The following is a 16,487-nucleotide window of genomic DNA, read 5'->3' as shown; positions in this document are numbered from 1 at the left end:
CACCGGGAACGGGATGCGTGTCGATGGGGTCATGTCGGTTCCGCCCTCCCCTTGCTCTCGACCGGCGGCAGTTGCTGTGTCGGTGCCTCGGAGCCTAAGAGGCTTCTTCCTTGCGGACCGACAGCAGGTCCTCCAGCTGTTCCTCGCGGGCCTGGGCGGCCACGAACAGGAGCTCGTCGCCGGCCTCCAAGGAGTCCTCCTGGGACGGGGTGAGGACGCGGGTGCCGCGGATGATGGTGACCAGGGAGGTGTCCTCGGGCCACTCCACGTCGCCGACCGTCGTACCGGCCAGGGCCGACTCCTCGGGCAGGGTCAGCTCGACCAGGTTCGCGTCGCCGTGGCTGAAGCGGAGCAGGCGGACCAGGTCGCCGACGCTCACCGCCTCCTCGACCAGGGCGGACATCAGACGCGGGGTGGAGACGGCGACGTCCACGCCCCAGGACTCGTTGAACAGCCACTCGTTCTTCGGGTTGTTCACCCGGGCGACGACCCGCGGGACGCCGTACTCCGTCTTCGCCAGCAGGGAGACGACCAGGTTGACCTTGTCGTCGCCCGTCGCGGCGATCACGACGTTGCAGCGCTGGAGCGCGGCCTCGTCCAGGGAGGTGATCTCGCAGGCGTCGGCGAGCAGCCACTCCGCCTGCGGGACTCGCTCGACCGAGATGGCGGTCGGCGCCTTGTCGATCAGAAGGACCTCGTGGCCGTTCTCCAGCAGTTCGCCCGCGATCGAGCGGCCGACCGCACCGGCACCGGCAATGGCGACCCTCATCAGTGACCGCCCTCCTCTTCGGGGCCCTCGGCGAAGGACGCCTCGACCTTCTCGATGTCGTCCGTCCGCATCATCACGTGGACCAGGTCGCCCTCCTGCAGCACCGTCTGCGAGGTGGGCAGGATCGCCTCGCCGAGGCGGGTCAGGAACGCCACACGGACGCCCGTCTCCTCCTGCATCTTGCTGATCTTGTGGCCGACCCAGGCGGTCGAGGCGTGCACCTCGGCGAGCTGGACCCCACCGGTGGGATCGCGCCACAGCGGCTCCGCGCCGGACGGCAGCAGCCGACGCAGCATCTGGTCCGCCGTCCAGCGGACGGTGGCCACCGTCGGGATGCCGAGGCGCTGGTAGACCTCGGCGCGCCGGGGGTCGTAGATACGGGCCGCGACGTTCTCGATGCCGAACATCTCGCGGGCCACGCGCGCCGCGATGATGTTGGAGTTGTCGCCGCTGGAGACCGCGGCGAAGGCCCCGGCCTCCTCGATCCCCGCCTCACGCAGGGTGTCCTGGTCGAAGCCGACTCCGGTGACACGACGACCGCCGAAACCGGAGCCCAGTCGTCGGAAGGCGGTGGGGTCCTGGTCGATCACGGCGACCGTGTGCCCCTGTTGCTCCAGGGTCTGGGCGAGAGCGGAACCCACTCTCCCGCAGCCCATGATGACGATGTGCACGACCGTCCTTCCGGTGTCAATAAGTACTGCTCAGCCACATCAGGGTCTCAGACCGACGCCCAAGCTACACACGCGCGGTACGACGACGGCACCCCCGTGCACGGTTGCTCGTGACTTCCTGCCGGTACTTCCTGCCGGTACTTCGTGCCGCTACTTCGCGCTGGTGCTACTTGCCGGTACTTCTTGCCGGTCAGCGGCGGCTGATGCTGCGGACGCTCGCCAGAGTCAGGATTCCGAGACCGACGAGGGCGGCCGCCGCGCCGATGAGCTCTGCGGTCGTGTGCATGGAACCTCCGGGGGCGGTGAGGGGCGGGGTCTTGTCATATAGGCATGCCGCTACGCTCACCTGCGGAATCCGTAGCCGCGGCGGGTCCGGATTTCACCCGGAGAGCAGATGCGGGGTGCCGGGTGGTTGTGCGCCCGTTCGAACGCTTACGCTTCACTGTTGTGTCCAAACTGACCGACGTGCCCAAACGGATCCTGATCGGGCGCGCACTGCGCAGTGACCGCCTCGGGGAAACGCTCCTGCCGAAGCGCATCGCCCTGCCGGTGTTCGCCTCCGACCCGCTGTCCTCCGTGGCGTACGCGCCCGGCGAGGTGCTGCTGGTCCTGTCCATCGCGGGTGTGTCGGCCTACCACTTCAGCCCCTGGATCGCCGTGGCGGTCGTCGTGCTGATGTTCACGGTGGTCGCCTCCTACCGGCAGAACGTGCACGCGTACCCGAGCGGCGGCGGCGACTACGAGGTCGCCACCACCAACCTCGGCCCCAAGGCCGGCCTCACGGTCGCCAGCGCCCTTCTCGTCGACTACGTCCTCACGGTCGCCGTCTCCATCGCCTCCGGCATCGAGAACCTCGGCTCCGCGATCCCCTTCGTCGTGCAGCACAAGGTGTTGTGCGCGATCGCCGTGATCATCCTGCTGACCCTGATGAACCTGCGCGGGGTCAAGGAGTCCGGCTCGCTCTTCGCGATCCCGACCTACGTCTTCGTCGCGGGCGTCTTCATCATGATCGCGTGGGGATCGTTCCGAGGCCTGGTGCTCGGTGACACCATGCGGGCGCCGACCGCGGACTACCACATCCAGGCCGAACACCAGGGCCTGGCCGGATTCGCCCTGGTCTTCCTGATGCTGCGCGCCTTCTCCTCCGGCTGTGCCGCGCTCACCGGTGTCGAGGCGATCTCCAACGGCGTCCCGGCCTTCCGCAAGCCCAAGTCGAAGAACGCAGCGACCACCCTCGCGGCGATGGGCCTGCTGGCCGTCACCATGTTCTGCGGGATCATCGCGCTGGCCATGGTCACCAAGGTCCGCATGGCCGAGAACCCGGCCACCGACCTGATCCACAACGGCGTCGCCCTCGGCTCCGGTTACGTCCAGAACCCGGTGATCTCGCAGGTCGCCGAGGCCGTCTTCGGCAAGGGCAGCTTCCTGTTCATCGTGCTGGCCGCGGCCACCGCGCTGGTGCTGTTCCTCGCCGCGAACACCGCGTACAACGGCTTCCCGCTGCTCGGCTCGATCCTCGCCCAGGACCGTTACCTGCCGCGCCAGCTGCACACCCGCGGCGACCGGCTCGCCTTCTCCAACGGCATCGTGCTGTTGGCCGGTGCGGCCGGCCTCCTGGTGTGGATCTACGGCGCCGACTCGACCCGGCTGATCCAGCTCTACATCGTGGGCGTGTTCGTGTCCTTCACGCTCAGCCAGACCGGCATGGTCCGGCACTGGAACCGCCATCTGGCCACCGAGAAGGACGCCGCCAAGCGCAGCCACATGGTCCGCTCCCGCGCGATCAACGCCTTCGGCGCCTTCTTCACCGGGCTCGTCCTGGTCGTCGTCCTGGTCACCAAGTTCACCCACGGCGCCTGGGTGGCGCTGCTCGGGATGTGCATCTTCTACGCGACGATGACCGCGATCCGTAAGCACTACGACCGGGTCTCCGAGGAGATCGCCGCCCCCGAGGGCCCCAGCGACGACAGCCTGCGCCCGTCCCGCGTCCACTCGGTCGTCCTGATCTCCAAGATCCACCGCCCGGCGCTGCGCGCCCTGGCCTACGCCAAGCTGATGCGCTCGGACTCTCTGGAGGCCCTGAGCGTCAACGTCGACCCGGCCGAGACCAAGGCACTGCGCGCCGAGTGGGAGCGGCGCGGGATCGACGTACCGCTGAAGGTGCTGGACTCGCCGTACCGCGAGATCACACGGCCGATCATCGACTACGTCAAGGGGCTCAGGAAGGAGTCGCCGCGCGACGCGGTGTCCGTGATCATCCCCGAGTACGTGGTCGGCCACTGGTACGAGCACCTGCTGCACAACCAGAGCGCGCTCAGGCTCAAGGGCCGGCTGCTGTTCACGCCGGGGGTCATGGTGACCTCGGTGCCGTACCAGCTCCAGTCCTCGGAGGCGGCGAAGCTGCGGGCCCGCAGGCGCCAGGAGTGGAACGCGCCGGGTTCGGTGCGGCGCGGTCCGGCCGAGCGGGCGAAGGAGCCGTCGGCGCCGAAGTAGACTGGTGGGCTGTTGTCCTGGCGGGCTGTCGTCCCGCCTCTTCCCTTGACGTTGTGGAGTCACCCCGCCATGCAGGCAGAACCGAAGAAATCGCTGGTGGGGCTGGAGTTCGAAGTCGAGGTCGGCCCCGTCGCCCACGGCGGGCACTGCATCGCCCGCACGGACGACGGCCAGGTGCTGTTCGTCCGGCACACGCTGCCCGGTGAGCGCGTCGTGGCCCGGGTCACCGAGGGCGAGGAGGGCGCGCGGTTCCTGCGCGCCGACGCGGTGTCGGTGCTGGAGGCGTCCAAGGACCGCATCGAGGCGCCCTGCCCCTATGCCGGTCCCGGCCGCTGCGGCGGCTGTGACTGGCAGCACGCCAAGCCGGGCGCACAGCGGCGCCTCAAGGGCGAGGTCGTCGCCGAGCAGCTGAAGCGGCTCGCCGGTCTCACCCCCGAGGAGGCCGGCTGGGACGGCACGGTGATGCCGGCCGAGGGCGACAAGCTGCCGGCCGGCGAGGTGCCCGCCTGGCGTACCCGCGTGCAGTACGCGGTGGACGCCGACGGCAACGCCGGTCTGCGCCGCCACCGTTCGCACGAGGTCGAGCCGATCGAGCACTGCATGATCGCGGCGCCGGGCGTCAGCGAGCTGGGTGTCGAGGAGCGCGACTGGTCCGGGATGGCGTCGGTCGAGGCGATCGCGGCGACCGGCTCCCAGGACCGCATGGTCATCCTGGAGCCGAAGCCGGGCGCGCGCCTGCCCCTCGTCGAACTCGACAAGCCGGTCTCCGTGATGCGCGTCGAGGAGAATGACGGCGGCATCCACCGCGTCCACGGCCGTGCCTTCGTGCGCGAGCGGGCCGACGGCCGCACCCACCGGGTGGGCAGCGGCGGCTTCTGGCAGGTCCACCCGCAGGCGGCCGACACCCTCGTGAAGGCGGTCATGCAGGGCCTGCTGCCGCGCAAGGGCGACATGGCACTCGACCTGTACTGCGGTGTCGGATTGTTCGCGGGCGCGCTGGCCGACCGCCTCGGCGACAAGGGCGCGGTCCTCGGCATCGAGTCCGGCAAGCGCGCGGTCGAGGACGCCCGGCACAACCTCGCCGCCTTCGACCGGGTCCGCATCGAGCAGGGCAAGGTGGAGTCGGTGCTGCCGCGCACCGGGATCACCGAGGTCGACCTGATCGTCCTCGACCCGCCGCGCGCGGGGGCGGGTCGCAAGACGGTGGAGCACATGGCGTCCCTGGGAGCGCGGCGCATCGCTTACGTCGCCTGCGACCCGGCCGCGCTGGCGCGGGACCTGGGGTACTTCCGGGACGGGGGGTACCGGGTGCGGACGCTTCGGGTGTTCGACCTGTTCCCGATGACCCATCACATGGAGTGCGTCGCGATCCTCGAACCCGTCGCTAAGGCCTCCTGACCCGGAGCCCCGGGGTTCGCGGGGCCGGGGTGGGGCCCCGGATCGGGCTCGGGCGTCGATGTCAGTGGTGACCAGTAGCTTGGAGTCACTGGGGATCGGCCGTCGCGGTCGACCGGGGCCTTGGGGAGGGGTGTGCTGTGTCCGCTGCACAGGCACGACAGTCGGAGAGCGTCACGTATCTGGAGCTGTCTCAGGAAAGCGGCGGTGCCCACAAGTTCTACGAGGTGATCGTCGAGGGGACGACGGTCTCCGTGCGGTACGGACGCATCGGTGTGGACGGGCAGCGTCAGACCTCCACCTTCCCGACCGCCGAGAAGGCGAAGGCGGCCGCGGCGAAGAAGATCGCCGAGAAGGTGCGCAAGGGATACGCGCCCGCGGTTCAGGGGCAGCGCGCCGCCCGGCCCGTGACGCGCCGTCAGGTGTCGTCCGCCCCGTCCACGGCGCGGGCGACCGCCCCGGTGCTGTGGCGGTTCCGTACGGGCGCCTCGGCGTTCGGCATCCATGTGGACGCGGACCGCTGCTGGGTCGGCAACCAGCAGGGCAGCGTCTACAACCTGAGCCACGACGGCGAGGTGCTGGCCCACTACTCCCTGCCCGACGGTGTGAAGTGCCTGGTGGCCGACGACTTCTGGATCTACGCGGGCTGTGACGACGGCCGGGTGTACGACCTCTCGTCGAAGGTGCCGTTCGCCGCCTACGAGATCGCGGCGGAGGTGGACATCTTCTGGCTGGACATCCACGCGGGCGTGCTGAACGTCTCCGACCGCAACGGCGGCCTGACGGTCATCGACCACGAGGACGAGCTCCAGTGGTCGCGCAACTCCTCCGGAGAACACGGATGGATGGTGCGAGCCGACGAACGCGCCGTGTTCCACGGGCACAGTGACGGTGTGACGGCCTACGCGGCCGACGGCACCAGCCAGCTCTGGCACACCCGGACCAGCGGCAACGTGCTCTTCGGATGGCAGGAGGAGGACGCGGTCTACGCCGGCACGGGACGGCGGGTCGTCCAGCGGCTCGCCAAGTCCTCCGGGCTCGTCGAGGCCTCCTACCAGTGCGACGCCGCGGTGTACTCGTGTGCCACGTCCCCCGGCGGGCGGTACGTCTTCGCGGGCGACTCCGCTTCCTCCGTCTACTGCTTCACCGCCGACGGCACCCGCCTGTGGAAGCTCGGCACCGGGGGCGGCTCGGCGTTGTCCATGCAGTACCACGACGAGCGGCTCTACCTCGTCTCCACCGACGGCTCACTCGCCTGCATCGACGCGAGTGAGAGCGCGATCAACGCCGCTCAGTCGGGCACCGTCCCGGTCGCCGCGGACGTCAAGCTGGCGGCCGCCCTGCCGACGTACGCGCCGCTGACCACCGCCGCCTCCGTCGCCACCATCAGCGCGGTTCCCGCGGCGGGCAGCGGCGTGGTCGTGGAGTGCGTCGAACAGGGAGGCCGAGTGCGGGTGCATGTGGTCTCCGAGGGCTACGAGCCCAGTTGGAACGTGCAGTTCCCGCGTACGATACGCCAGCCCGGCGCACGCTATGTGGTGGACGCGCTGCACTCCTCCGCGGGCGGCTTCTACCGGGTGCGCGGGGAGATCAGGCGCCTGGTCTGACAGGGTGCACCGGGGCCGGCGGCGACGGCACCACCGCGGCTACTCCGCGTCCGCGACCATCGAGCCCACCCGCTCCGGCTATTCCGCGTCCGCGACCATCGAGCCCACCCGATCCGGCTATTCCGCGTCCGCGACCATCGAGCCCACCCGATCCGGCTATTCCGCGTCCGCGACCACCGAGCCCACCCGCTCCGCCAGACCGGGATCCCGGCGTACCAGGAGAGCCGCGTAGCCGACGGCCGCGAGCAGAGTGGCCAGGGCCGCGTACGGGAACCAGCTGTACGGGGCGGGCTGGCCGGGCTTGGCGAGGTAGTAGAGGGGGACCAGGATGGCGAGGGCGCCGAGCGCGGGCAGCACGAGGTGCCGCACGGTCCGGAACTCCTGCGGGCGGTAGCGGCGGTAGTACAGGGGCAGGGCGATGTTGGACGCCAGATAGACCAGCAGGATCAGGATGGCGCCCAGGCTGGAGGACTCCGTGAAGAACACCACCGGGTTCATCGGGCCGCCGCCGGAGCCGAACAGATGGCCCAGGCCCCAGCCGCCGATGATCAGCAGCGCGGTGACGGCGAAGGTGACGATCGCGTTGTTCGGCGTACGGCGCGTGGGGTGGACGTATCCGAAGAAGGACGGCAGCAGTCCCTCGCGCCCCGCGTTGAAGACCAGGCGGGCCTGGGAGTTGATGCCCGCGATCAGCACACCGAGGGTCGAGGTCAGGCCGCCGACGTAGGCGAGGAACGCCAGCGCGCCGAGGGTGTGCTGGGCGACGTCGATGAAGGGGATGCGGGAGGCGCCGAGCCGGTCCACGTCGTAGCCGAAGCCGGTCACCGTGGCGTAGGAGAAGAGGATGTAGCTCACCGTCATGATCGCGACCGAGGAGAACACGGCGCGTCCGACGTTGCGCCGTGGGTTCTCCGTCTCCTCGGCGAGCGCCGCCGAGTTCTCCCAGCCGATGAACAGGTACACCGCCAGCGGGAATCCGGCCGCGAGCCCCTTGAGGCCGTGGGTGAGATGGCCGGGCAGGAAGGGGGCGGCGGAGAGGTTGCCGCGGTGTTCGACGATCGCCGCGACCGAGACCACGACGAGCACCAGCATCTCCACCCCGAAGAAGTAGCCGGCCCATTTGGTGGAGACCACGATCCCGCGCAGCATCAGCACCACCGAGAGGCCGGTCAGCAGCAGTGTCCAGATGATCCACGGCAGGTCCACGCCCGTGTAGTGCTGGAGGGTGATCTGCACGAAGCCGCCCGAGATCGCGATCACCGAGGCCATCGCGATGATGTAGCCGAGCCCGGCCAGCAGGGCTGTCGTCACCGCGCTGACCGGCCCGAAGGTCCTGCCGACGAAGGTCGTGAAGCTGCCCGCCGAGGGGTGCGCCCGGGAGAACTCGGCCAGCGTGTTGCCGAGCAGCGCGACCGCCACCCCGGCCGCCACGATGGTCAGCGGGGACGCGACCCCCGCGGTGGTGGCCAGGAAGGCGAAGCCGAAGAAGAAACTCATCGCGGGGCCGACGTTGGCCATCGTGGCGGCGGCGATGTCCGCCATGCCGAGGGCACCGCCGCGCAGCCGCTGCGGCGTGTCGGCGGCGGGGCCCGACGTCGACGAGGGGCCGACAGGTCCGGGTACCGGCATGGAGACAGCTCCTTCAGCGGGTCTGCGGCACGGAAGAGGGGGAGTAGGGGGAGGGGATCAGTTCAGGCCGGCGTGGCGGTGTGCCTTCACGGCGGCCACCGCCGGGTCCATCGCGCCGCGGGTGAGTTCGTCCAGCAGGTCGGCGTGGCAGCGGTTGCGGGCCCGTACCACCGAAGGGGCGGGCGCGGGCCCCAGCAGGCACTGGCGGCCGAGCAGGTCGGCGGCGAACTCACGGATCCCTACGCCGCCGAGCGCCTCGGCGAGGTCGAGGTGGAAGCGGGTCTCCAGTTCGATCAGTCGCGCCGGGTCCTCGGACAGGTCCATCTCCTCGACCAGGGTCCGCAGTCCGTCGAGCCGGCCCTCCGGGACCTCGCCCGTGCCGTGCGCCACGAGACCGCATTCGAGCAGCAGGTGGAAGGAGTCCAGTGAGGCCGTCTCGTCGGCGTTGTGCGTCACGGCGACGACGGTGTCCCAGTCGGCCGCGACGAAGGTCCCGCCCGCCCGGCCACGACGGCGGTCGAGCAGACCGTCCTGGCACATGGCCTCGAGCGCCCGGCGCACGGTGATCTCGCTGATGCCCAGTTCCTCGGCGAGGACGCCCGCGTCCGGCAGCCGGTCGCCCGGCGCGACGGACCTCAGCCGGATGCTCAGGGCGATCCTGGACCGGACGAGTTCGGTTCCCGTGGGGCCCCGGCCGGCCAGGACGCGGGTGTCCCACACCCCGCCGGCCTGCGCGGGCGCCGCCTGGTTGTAGGGCCCGAACTTGCCCGCTGCGTTCACCACGACGCCACCCTAACGGCCTGATGGGGCGAGATTACGGGGGACGGTGGCACGGCGTGCTCTGCATGTACGGAAAATAGAGCAACATGAACAGTTAAACAAGACTGTTTTTTCTGATCGTGCTGAACTAATTTCCCGGTCCATGACTGCAACCCTCCCCGAAACCCCTCCCGCGGAGTCCGGTGGCCTGCAGGCCGGGCTCAAGAACCGCCACCTGTCGATGATCGCGATCGGAGGTGTCATCGGCGCCGGCCTGTTCGTCGGCTCCGGCTCCGGCATCGCCGCCGCGGGACCCGGCATCCTGGTCTCGTACGCCCTCGTCGGCGTCCTGGTCGTCCTCGTGATGCGCATGCTCGGCGAGATGGCCGCGGCCAACCCCACCTCGGGCTCGTTCTCCGCCTACGCGGACCGCGCGCTCGGCCGCTGGGCCGGCTTCACCATCGGCTGGCTGTACTGGTTCTTCTGGGTCGTGGTGCTCGCCGTCGAGGCGACCGCCGGGGCCAAGATCCTCGAAGGGTGGATACCCGCGGTACCGCAGTGGGGCTGGGCCCTGATCGTGATGGTCGTCCTCACCGCCACCAACCTGGTCTCGGTCAGCTCCTACGGCGAGTTCGAGTTCTGGTTCGCCGGCATCAAGGTCGTCGCGATCGGCGCGTTCATCGTGGTCGGCGGTCTCGCGATCTTCGGGCTGCTGCCCGGCTCGGACCACCCGGCATCCGGCTTCTCCAACCTCACCGCGCACGGCGGCTTCCTGCCCAACGGCCCCGGAGCGATCCTCACCGGCGTCCTGATGGTCGTCTTCTCCTTCATGGGCAGCGAGATCGTCACCCTCGCCGCCGGCGAGACCGCCGACCCCCGCGCCGCCGTCACCAAGGCCACCAACAGCGTGATCTGGCGGATCGCGGTGTTCTACCTGGGCTCGATCCTGATCGTGGTCTCGCTGCTGCGCTGGGACGACCCGGCCATCCTCAAGGACGGCTCCTACGTCGCCGCCCTGAGCTCCATCGGCATCCCGCACGCAAGCCAGATCATGAACGCCATCGTGCTGACCTCGGTGCTCTCCTGCCTCAACTCCGGCCTGTACACGGCCTCGCGCATGGCCTTCTCGCTCGGCCGCCGCAGCGACGCCCCGGCCGCGTTCGGGCGGACCACCGGTCGCGGGGTGCCGCAGTCGGCCATCCTCGCCTCGGTGGTCTTCGGCTTCGTCGCGGTCGCCTTCAACTACCTGTGGCCCGACACCGTCTTCCAGTTCCTGCTCAACTCCTCCGGCGCGATCGCCCTGTTCGTCTGGCTGGTGATCTGCTTCTCCCAGCTGCGGATGCGCAGGATCATCCAGCGGGAGTCGCCGGAGAAGCTGGTCGTCCGGATGTGGCTGTACCCCTACCTGACCTGGGCCACCATCGCCCTGATCACCTTCGTGCTGGGCTACATGCTCACCGACACGGCCGACGGCGGCGGCCGCGACCAGGTCGTCCTGTCCACCCTGGTGGCGCTGGCCGTGGTGGTCTTCGCGGTGGTACGCCAGCGCAGGGCGGTCCGGAACGGGACGCAGACGCCGGACCGCGCCCCGGTGTCCTAGAAATCCCTTCCGTCCCTCGCGGTGGTGGCACGGCTCTCCCCGGCCGTGCCACCACCGCGGCGTCGCTTCATCTGCGGACCGGCACCCCCCTATGGGGCAACGCCGCGGTCCGGTCCGTAACAGGGTCGTTCACAGGAAGCGTCGGATCGGGATGACCGCGGCCTCCTCGACGCGGCGCAGCACGGACCGCCGCCTCCACCGATGGAGGTCGATCTCCTCACTGCGCTCGAGATCCGCCTCGTAGTCCCGGTCGAGGGACGCGGTGAACTCCTCGTCCAGGACGGCGAGCATCACCTCTTCGTCGTGGTCCATGGACCGGCGGTTGAAATTGGTGGAACCGATGAGGGAGGCCACCGAGTCCACCGTGATGATCTTGGCGTGCATCATCGTCGGCTGGTACTGGCGGATGCGCACACCGGCCCGCAGCAGACGTGTGTAGTGGTGCTGGCCGGCCAGCAGACAGGCGCGCTGGTCGGTGTGGGGACCGGGAAGCAGGATCTCGACACGCACGCCGCGACGAGCGGTCTCGCACAGCAGGTCGACGAAGTAGGCGTCCGGAGCGAAGTAGGCGGTGGCCAGCCGGAAGCGTTCCTCGGCGGAGCTGAGCATGATCCGGATGAGGGTCTGCATGTCCTGCCAGCCGATGCTCGCGGAGCCCCGCACGACCTGCACCACCGACGAGCCCGCCTGCGGGTGTTCCGTGAAGCGGTCACGGGTGTCGAAGAGTTCGGAGTGGCACTCCGCCCAGTTCTGCGCGAACGCGGCCGCGATGCCGTCGACGGCCGGGCCGCGCACCTGGACGTGGGTGTCCCGCCATTCGGCAGGGTTGCGCGCGTCGCCGCACCATTCCTCCGCGATGCCGACGCCGCCGGTGAAGGCGGTGTCCTCGTCGACGATGAGGGCCTTGCGGTGGCAGCGGTGATTCTGCTTGAACGGCGACAGCCACGCGGGCTTGCGGAACCAGGCCACCTGCACGCCCGCGGCGCTCATGAGGTCCAGCAACCCCCGCTCGATCTCCTTGGCGCCGAAGCCGTCGAGCAACAGGCGAACCCGTACCCCCGCGCGGGCGCGTTCGGCCAGCGCGGTGGCGAAGTCGTGGGCTATCTGACCCCGCCAGTACACGAACGTCATCATGTCGATGGTGTGCCGGGCCGACCGGATCGCCCCGAGCATCGCCGGGAAGATCCGATCGCCGTTGCGCAAGGGCACCAGGTCGTTGCCCTCGGTGGCGGCCACGCCGATCAGCCGTTCCAGGCGCCGGCGCAGACGCTGCTTGCGCGCCACCACGTCGGGAGCGGTGTCATGTGCGGGAGGTGCGGGTCTGCCACCGAGTGTCACGCCAAATCTCCGAACGGGTCGCGAAGCGGGTACGTCACGGGCTGCCGAGCGAGCCCGGAACAACCGCCTTCCCGGTCGGCGCCGCGGCACACGATTACCCCGGCCCTCGGTTCCTGCGGCACGATGTCGCTGACGCACCGCACGAGAACGTGGCCCCTCTGGAGCCCTCGACCCCATGACCCTCAGGAGGCCCGCAGCATGAGGATCTCGCAGCGCGCCCAGTCCGTCTCGCCGTTCTACGCGATGGAGTTCGGCAAGCACGCGGCGGCGCTGGAGGCCGAGGGGCACCGCGTCGTCAAACTCAGCCTGGGCGAACCGGACTTCGGGGCGCCGCCGGCCGTGCTCGACGCGATGCGGGACGTCGTCGGCAGCAGGCCCATGAGTTACACGGGGGCGCTCGGGCTGCCCGAACTTCGGCAGGCGATAGCGCGGTTCTACGGCGATCAACACGGCGTCGAGATCGATCCGGGCCGGGTCGTCGTGACCGCCGGGGCGTCCGCCGCGCTGGTGCTGGGCGCCGCCGCGCTCGTGGATCCCGGGGACGAGGTGCTCATCGCCGACCCCTCGTACCCCTGCAACCGGCAGATCGCCGAGAGCTTCGGGGCACAGGTCACGCTCGTGCCCACCAGCGCCCGGTCGCGGTACCAGTTGGACACGGACTCCGTGCGGTCGTACTGGACGGAGCGCACGCGCGGGATCATGGTCGCGAGTCCCTCCAACCCGATCGGGACCTCCGTCCCGGCCGACGAGCTGGCGGCCATCTGCGAGCTCGCCCGGGAGCGGGACGCCTGGCGGATCGTCGACGAGATCTACCTCGACCTCGGCGATCACGACGAGCACGGGCGGCCGCCGCGCAGTGTGCTGTCGTACGACCCGGAAGCCGTGGTCATCAACAGCTTCTCGAAGTACTTCGGGATGACCGGCTGGCGGCTGGGCTGGTGTGTGGTGCCCGAGGCGCTGGTGCCCGCGCTGGAGCGGCTCGCCCAGAACTACATGATCTGTGCCTCCACGCCCGCCCAGTACGCCGCGCTCGCGTGCTTCACGCCCGAGTCGCTCGCCGTGTGCGAGGAGCGGCGGGCCGAGTTCGGGCGGCGGCGGGCCCTCGTCCTCGACGGGCTCGCGCAGATCGGGCTGCCCGTGCCGGTGCCGCCCGACGGGGCGTTCTACGTCTACTTCGACGTCAGCGGCACGGGGCTCACCTCGTGGGAGTTCTGCGGCCGGGCGCTCCAGGAGGCCCATGTCGCGCTCACACCGGGGCGGGACTTCGGGGTGGGCACCGCCGACACCCACGTACGGCTGTCCTACGCGGCCTCGGCCGAGGAACTGCGTGAGGGGATCGCGCGGCTCGGGAAGTTCGTGGCCGCGCTGGCTTAGACATGGCACAGGGGCCGATCCTCACGGACCGGCCCCTGTGTCGTTCAGTCGCTCAGACCAGGTCGAAGCGGTCCAGGTTCGAGACCTTGACCCACGCGTCGACGAAGTCCTTCACGAACTTCTCCTTCGCGTCGTCGCTCGCGTAGACCTCGGCGAGGGCGCGCAGCTCGGAGTTGGAGCCGAAGACCAGGTCGGCACGGGTGCCGGTCCACTTCAGCTTGCCCGTCTCCGCGTCACGGCCCTCGAACGCCGTCTGGTCCTCGGAGGTGGACTTCCACGTCGTGCCCAGGTCGAGCAGGTTGACGAAGAAGTCGTTGCTCAGGACGCCCGGACGGTCGGTGAAGACGCCGTGCGCCGTGGCGCCCTGGTTGGCGCCGAGAACACGCAGACCACCGACGAGGACGGTCATCTCGGGGGCGCTCAGGGTGAGCAGGTTCGCCCTGTCGAGCAGCAGGTACTCGGCCGGCAGGCGGTTGCCCTTGCCGAGGTAGTTGCGGAAGCCGTCCGCGACCGGCTCCAGCGCTGCGAAGGACTCGACGTCGGTGTGCTCCTCGGTGGCGTCCACACGGCCCGGCGTGAAGGGGACCTCCACCGCGACGCCGGCGTCCTTGGCGGCCTTCTCGACCGCCGCGGCACCCGCGAGGACGATCAGGTCGGCCAGGGAGACCTTCTTGGCGCCGGTGTTGAACTCGGCCTGGACACCCTCCAGGACGCGCAGCACCTGGGCGAGCTGCTCGGGGTCGTTGACCTCCCAGCCGCGCTGCGGCTCCAGGCGGATACGGGCGCCGTTGGCACCGCCGCGCTTGTCGCTGCCGCGGAAGGTGGACGCCGAGGCCCACGCGGTCGACACCAGCTGCGAGACGGTCAGACCCGTCTCCAGGACCTTGGCCTTCAGGGCCGCGATGTCGGCGGCGTCGATGGCCACGCCCTCGGCCTGCGGCAGCGGGTCCTGCCACAGCAGGGTCTCCGACGGGACCTCCGGGCCGAGGTACAGGGACTTCGGGCCCAGGTCACGGTGGGTCAGCTTGTACCAGGCGCGGGCGAAGGCCTCCGCGAACTGGTCCGGGTTCTCGTGGAAGCGCTTGGAGATCTCACCGTAGATCGGGTCGAAACGCAGCGAGAGGTCCGTGGTGAGCATGGTGGGCAGCTTCTTGGAGTCGCTGTGGGCGTCGGGGATGATCGCCTGAGCGTCCTTGGCCACCCACTGGTTGGCGCCGGCGGGGCTCTGGGTGAGCTCCCACTCGTAGCCGAAGAGGATGTCGAAGAAGTCGTTGCTCCACTGGGTCGGCTTGGTGGTCCAGGTCACCTCGAGGCCGGAGGTGATGGCGTCGCCGCCCTTGCCGGTGCCGTGGGTGGACTTCCAGCCGAGGCCCTGGTCCGCCATGTCGGCGGCCTCGGGGTCGTTGCCGACCGCGTCGGCCGGGCCGGCGCCGTGGGTCTTGCCGAAGGTGTGGCCACCGGCGATGAGGGCGACGGTCTCCTCGTCGTTCATCGCCATCCGGCGGAAGGTCTCACGGATGTCGCGGGCCGCGGCCAGCGGGTCCGGGTTGCCGTTGGGGCCCTCGGGGTTGACGTAGATGAGACCCATCTGGACCGCGCCGAGCGGGTTCTCCAGCTCGCGGTCGCCGGTGTAGCGCTGGTCGTCGAGCCAGGTGGTCTCGGGACCCCAGTAGACGTCCTCGTCGGCCTCCCAGACGTCGGCGCGGCCGCCGCCGAAGCCGAAGGTTTCGAAGCCCATGGTCTCCAGGGCGACGTTGCCGGTGAGGATCATGAGGTCGGCCCAGGAGATGGACTGGCCGTACTTCTTCTTCACGGGCCACAGCAGACGGCGGGCCTTGTCCAGGTTGCCGTTGTCCGGCCAGCTGTTCAGCGGCGCGAAGCGCTGCTGGCCACGGCCGCCACCGCCGCGGCCGTCGCTGATGCGGTAGGTGCCGGCGCTGTGCCAGGCCATGCGGACCATCAGCGGGCCGTAGTTGCCGAAGTCCGCGGGCCACCAGTCCTGCGAGGTGGTGAGCACCTCGGCGATGTCGCGTTTCACGGCGTCCAGGTCGAGGGCCTGGAAGGCCTCGGCATAGTCGAAGTCCGCACCGAGCGGGTTCGCCACGACCGGGTCCTTGGCGAGGATCTTGAGGTTCAGGCGCTCCGGCCACCACTGGCGGTTGCCGCCGCCCTGGGTCGGGTGCGCGGCGCGCCCGTGCGCGACCGGGCAGCCACCGGAGCCGTCGGTCTTGGCGTCGGTGACGATTGCGTCGGGGTTCTCAGACATGGGGGTCCTTCCGAACGGGGTGGATCACGGAGCTGAAGTAAGCCTTTGGGGGGAGCAGTCGGGGCAGAGGCCCCAGTAGATGACCTCGGCCTCGTCGATCGAGAAGCCGCGGTCGTCGGAAGCTGTCAGGCAGGGCGCGTGACCGACGGCACAGTCGACGTCGACGACGGCCCCGCACGACCGGCAGACCAGGTGATGGTGGTTGTCCCCGACCCGCCCCTCGAACCGGGCCGGGCTGCCCGGCGGCTCGATGCGCCGCACGAGCCCCGCCGCGGTGAGCGAGTGCAGGGCCTCGTAGACGGCCTGGAGCGATATGTGGCCGAGACGGTCGCGCACTCCCGTGGCGATCGCGTCGGCCGCGAGGTGGTCACCGGCCCGGACGGTCTCGAGCAGTGCGACGCGCGCGGCCGTCACCCGCAGGCCGGCACCGCGCAGCTCAGCGGCGGTGTTCGGAAGCTGGGGGGCGGTCATGGGACCAACCTACCCCCACAAACACGAATGGTTCAAGAAATGGAACCGTTCCAAGTCTGTGGCGCGTCGGAGCGGCGCCGCCACCGGTGCGCGACGACGCTCACAACAGTCGCCG

General features: G+C 70.0%; 12 protein-coding genes. 5 read left to right on the top strand and 7 right to left on the bottom strand.

All coding sequences use genetic code 11. The features are described from left to right. Positions 1–94: 94 nt before the first annotated feature. Together ABZT93_RS17830 and ABZT93_RS17825 are read right to left on the bottom strand one after the other, a co-directional pair. Positions 95–769, bottom strand: a complete 675-nt coding sequence (locus tag ABZT93_RS17830) for a TrkA family potassium uptake protein (protein ID WP_037710885.1) — start codon at positions 767–769, stop codon at positions 95–97. Further along, positions 769–1,440 carry a TrkA family potassium uptake protein gene (locus ABZT93_RS17825; RefSeq protein WP_007385233.1) on the bottom strand — a complete coding sequence of 224 codons (672 nt, stop codon included), beginning with the start codon at positions 1,438–1,440 and terminating at the stop codon, positions 769–771. Before ABZT93_RS17825 ends, ABZT93_RS17830 begins: the two co-directional genes overlap by 1 nt. 447 nt (positions 1,441–1,887) lie before the next feature. Between ABZT93_RS17825 and ABZT93_RS17820 the strand changes: the two genes are divergently transcribed. The 3 genes from ABZT93_RS17820 to ABZT93_RS17810 all read left to right on the top strand — a co-directional run bounded on the left by ABZT93_RS17820 (position 1,888) and on the right by ABZT93_RS17810 (position 6,935). Further along, a complete protein-coding gene (locus ABZT93_RS17820; protein WP_356105344.1) occupies positions 1,888–3,933 on the top strand; it encodes an APC family permease in 2,046 nt (681 codons plus the stop codon). Positions 3,934–4,002: 69 nt separating this feature from the next. Next, a complete protein-coding gene (locus ABZT93_RS17815; protein ID WP_356105341.1) occupies positions 4,003–5,331 on the top strand; it encodes a class I SAM-dependent RNA methyltransferase in 1,329 nt (442 codons plus the stop codon). 137 nt (positions 5,332–5,468) lie between these two features. Continuing rightward, entirely contained in the window at positions 5,469–6,935 is a 1,467-nt protein-coding gene (locus tag ABZT93_RS17810) for a WGR domain-containing protein (RefSeq protein WP_356105338.1), read from the top strand. Positions 6,936–7,091: 156 nt separating this feature from the next. Here the strand turns inward: ABZT93_RS17810 and ABZT93_RS17805 are convergent, their stop codons facing one another. Both ABZT93_RS17805 and ABZT93_RS17800 read right to left on the bottom strand, forming a co-directional pair. Then, positions 7,092–8,564 carry an APC family permease gene (locus ABZT93_RS17805; protein WP_356105335.1) on the bottom strand — a complete coding sequence of 491 codons (1,473 nt, stop codon included), beginning with the start codon at positions 8,562–8,564 and terminating at the stop codon, positions 7,092–7,094. Positions 8,565–8,621: 57 nt separating this feature from the next. Continuing rightward, on the bottom strand, positions 8,622–9,347 hold the full coding sequence (locus ABZT93_RS17800) for a GntR family transcriptional regulator (protein WP_356105332.1): 726 nt from the start codon (positions 9,345–9,347) through the stop codon (positions 8,622–8,624). Positions 9,348–9,486: 139 nt separating this feature from the next. Between ABZT93_RS17800 and ABZT93_RS17795 the strand changes: the two genes are divergently transcribed. Further along, complete coding sequence (locus tag ABZT93_RS17795; RefSeq protein WP_356105329.1) at positions 9,487–10,923, top strand: amino acid permease; 1,437 nt, start codon at positions 9,487–9,489, stop codon at positions 10,921–10,923. A 129-nt stretch (positions 10,924–11,052) separates the two neighbouring features. On the opposite strand, the gene ABZT93_RS17790 is transcribed toward ABZT93_RS17795, so the two are convergent. Next, the gene (locus ABZT93_RS17790) at positions 11,053–12,210 is read right to left on the bottom strand and encodes a phospholipase D-like domain-containing protein (RefSeq protein ID WP_356105326.1); all 1,158 of its coding nucleotides are present in this window, start codon (positions 12,208–12,210) and stop codon (positions 11,053–11,055) included. Between the two features lie 249 nt (positions 12,211–12,459). Between ABZT93_RS17790 and ABZT93_RS17785 the strand changes: the two genes are divergently transcribed. Further along, the gene (locus tag ABZT93_RS17785; protein ID WP_356105323.1) at positions 12,460–13,635 is read left to right on the top strand and encodes a pyridoxal phosphate-dependent aminotransferase; all 1,176 of its coding nucleotides are present in this window, start codon (positions 12,460–12,462) and stop codon (positions 13,633–13,635) included. 52 nt (positions 13,636–13,687) lie between these two features. On the opposite strand, the gene katG is transcribed toward ABZT93_RS17785, so the two are convergent. Together katG and ABZT93_RS17775 are read right to left on the bottom strand one after the other, a co-directional pair. After that, a complete protein-coding gene (gene katG, locus ABZT93_RS17780) occupies positions 13,688–15,901 on the bottom strand; it encodes a catalase/peroxidase HPI (protein ID WP_356105320.1) in 2,214 nt (737 codons plus the stop codon). 24 nt (positions 15,902–15,925) lie between these two features. Beyond that, positions 15,926–16,372 (bottom strand): Fur family transcriptional regulator, encoded by a 447-nt coding sequence (locus ABZT93_RS17775; RefSeq protein ID WP_356105317.1) that lies wholly within the window; start codon positions 16,370–16,372, stop codon positions 15,926–15,928. Positions 16,373–16,487 lie beyond the last annotated feature (115 nt).

The sequence above is a fragment of the Streptomyces sp. NPDC005303 genome (assembly GCF_040607335.1).
Classification (GTDB): Bacteria; Actinomycetota; Actinomycetes; order Streptomycetales; family Streptomycetaceae; genus Streptomyces.
This window is presented reverse-complemented; position numbering and strand designations above follow the sequence as displayed.

Bases quoted from the DNA above. Each gene is read 5' to 3' on its own strand.
- ABZT93_RS17805 (WP_356105335.1), bottom strand. From the start codon at position 8,564: ATGCCGGTACCCGGACCTGTCGGCCCCTCGTCGACGTCGGGCCCCGCC.
- ABZT93_RS17815 (WP_356105341.1), top strand. From the start codon at position 4,003: ATGCAGGCAGAACCGAAGAAATCGCTGGTGGGGCTGGAGTTCGAAGTC.
- ABZT93_RS17830 (WP_037710885.1), bottom strand. From the start codon at position 769: ATGAGGGTCGCCATTGCCGGTGCCGGTGCGGTCGGCCGCTCGATCGCG.
- katG (WP_356105320.1), bottom strand. From the start codon at position 15,901: ATGTCTGAGAACCCCGACGCAATCGTCACCGACGCCAAGACCGACGGC.
- ABZT93_RS17785 (WP_356105323.1), top strand. From the start codon at position 12,460: ATGAGGATCTCGCAGCGCGCCCAGTCCGTCTCGCCGTTCTACGCGATG.
- ABZT93_RS17795 (WP_356105329.1), top strand. From the start codon at position 9,487: ATGACTGCAACCCTCCCCGAAACCCCTCCCGCGGAGTCCGGTGGCCTG.
- ABZT93_RS17775 (WP_356105317.1), bottom strand. From the start codon at position 16,372: ATGACCGCCCCCCAGCTTCCGAACACCGCCGCTGAGCTGCGCGGTGCC.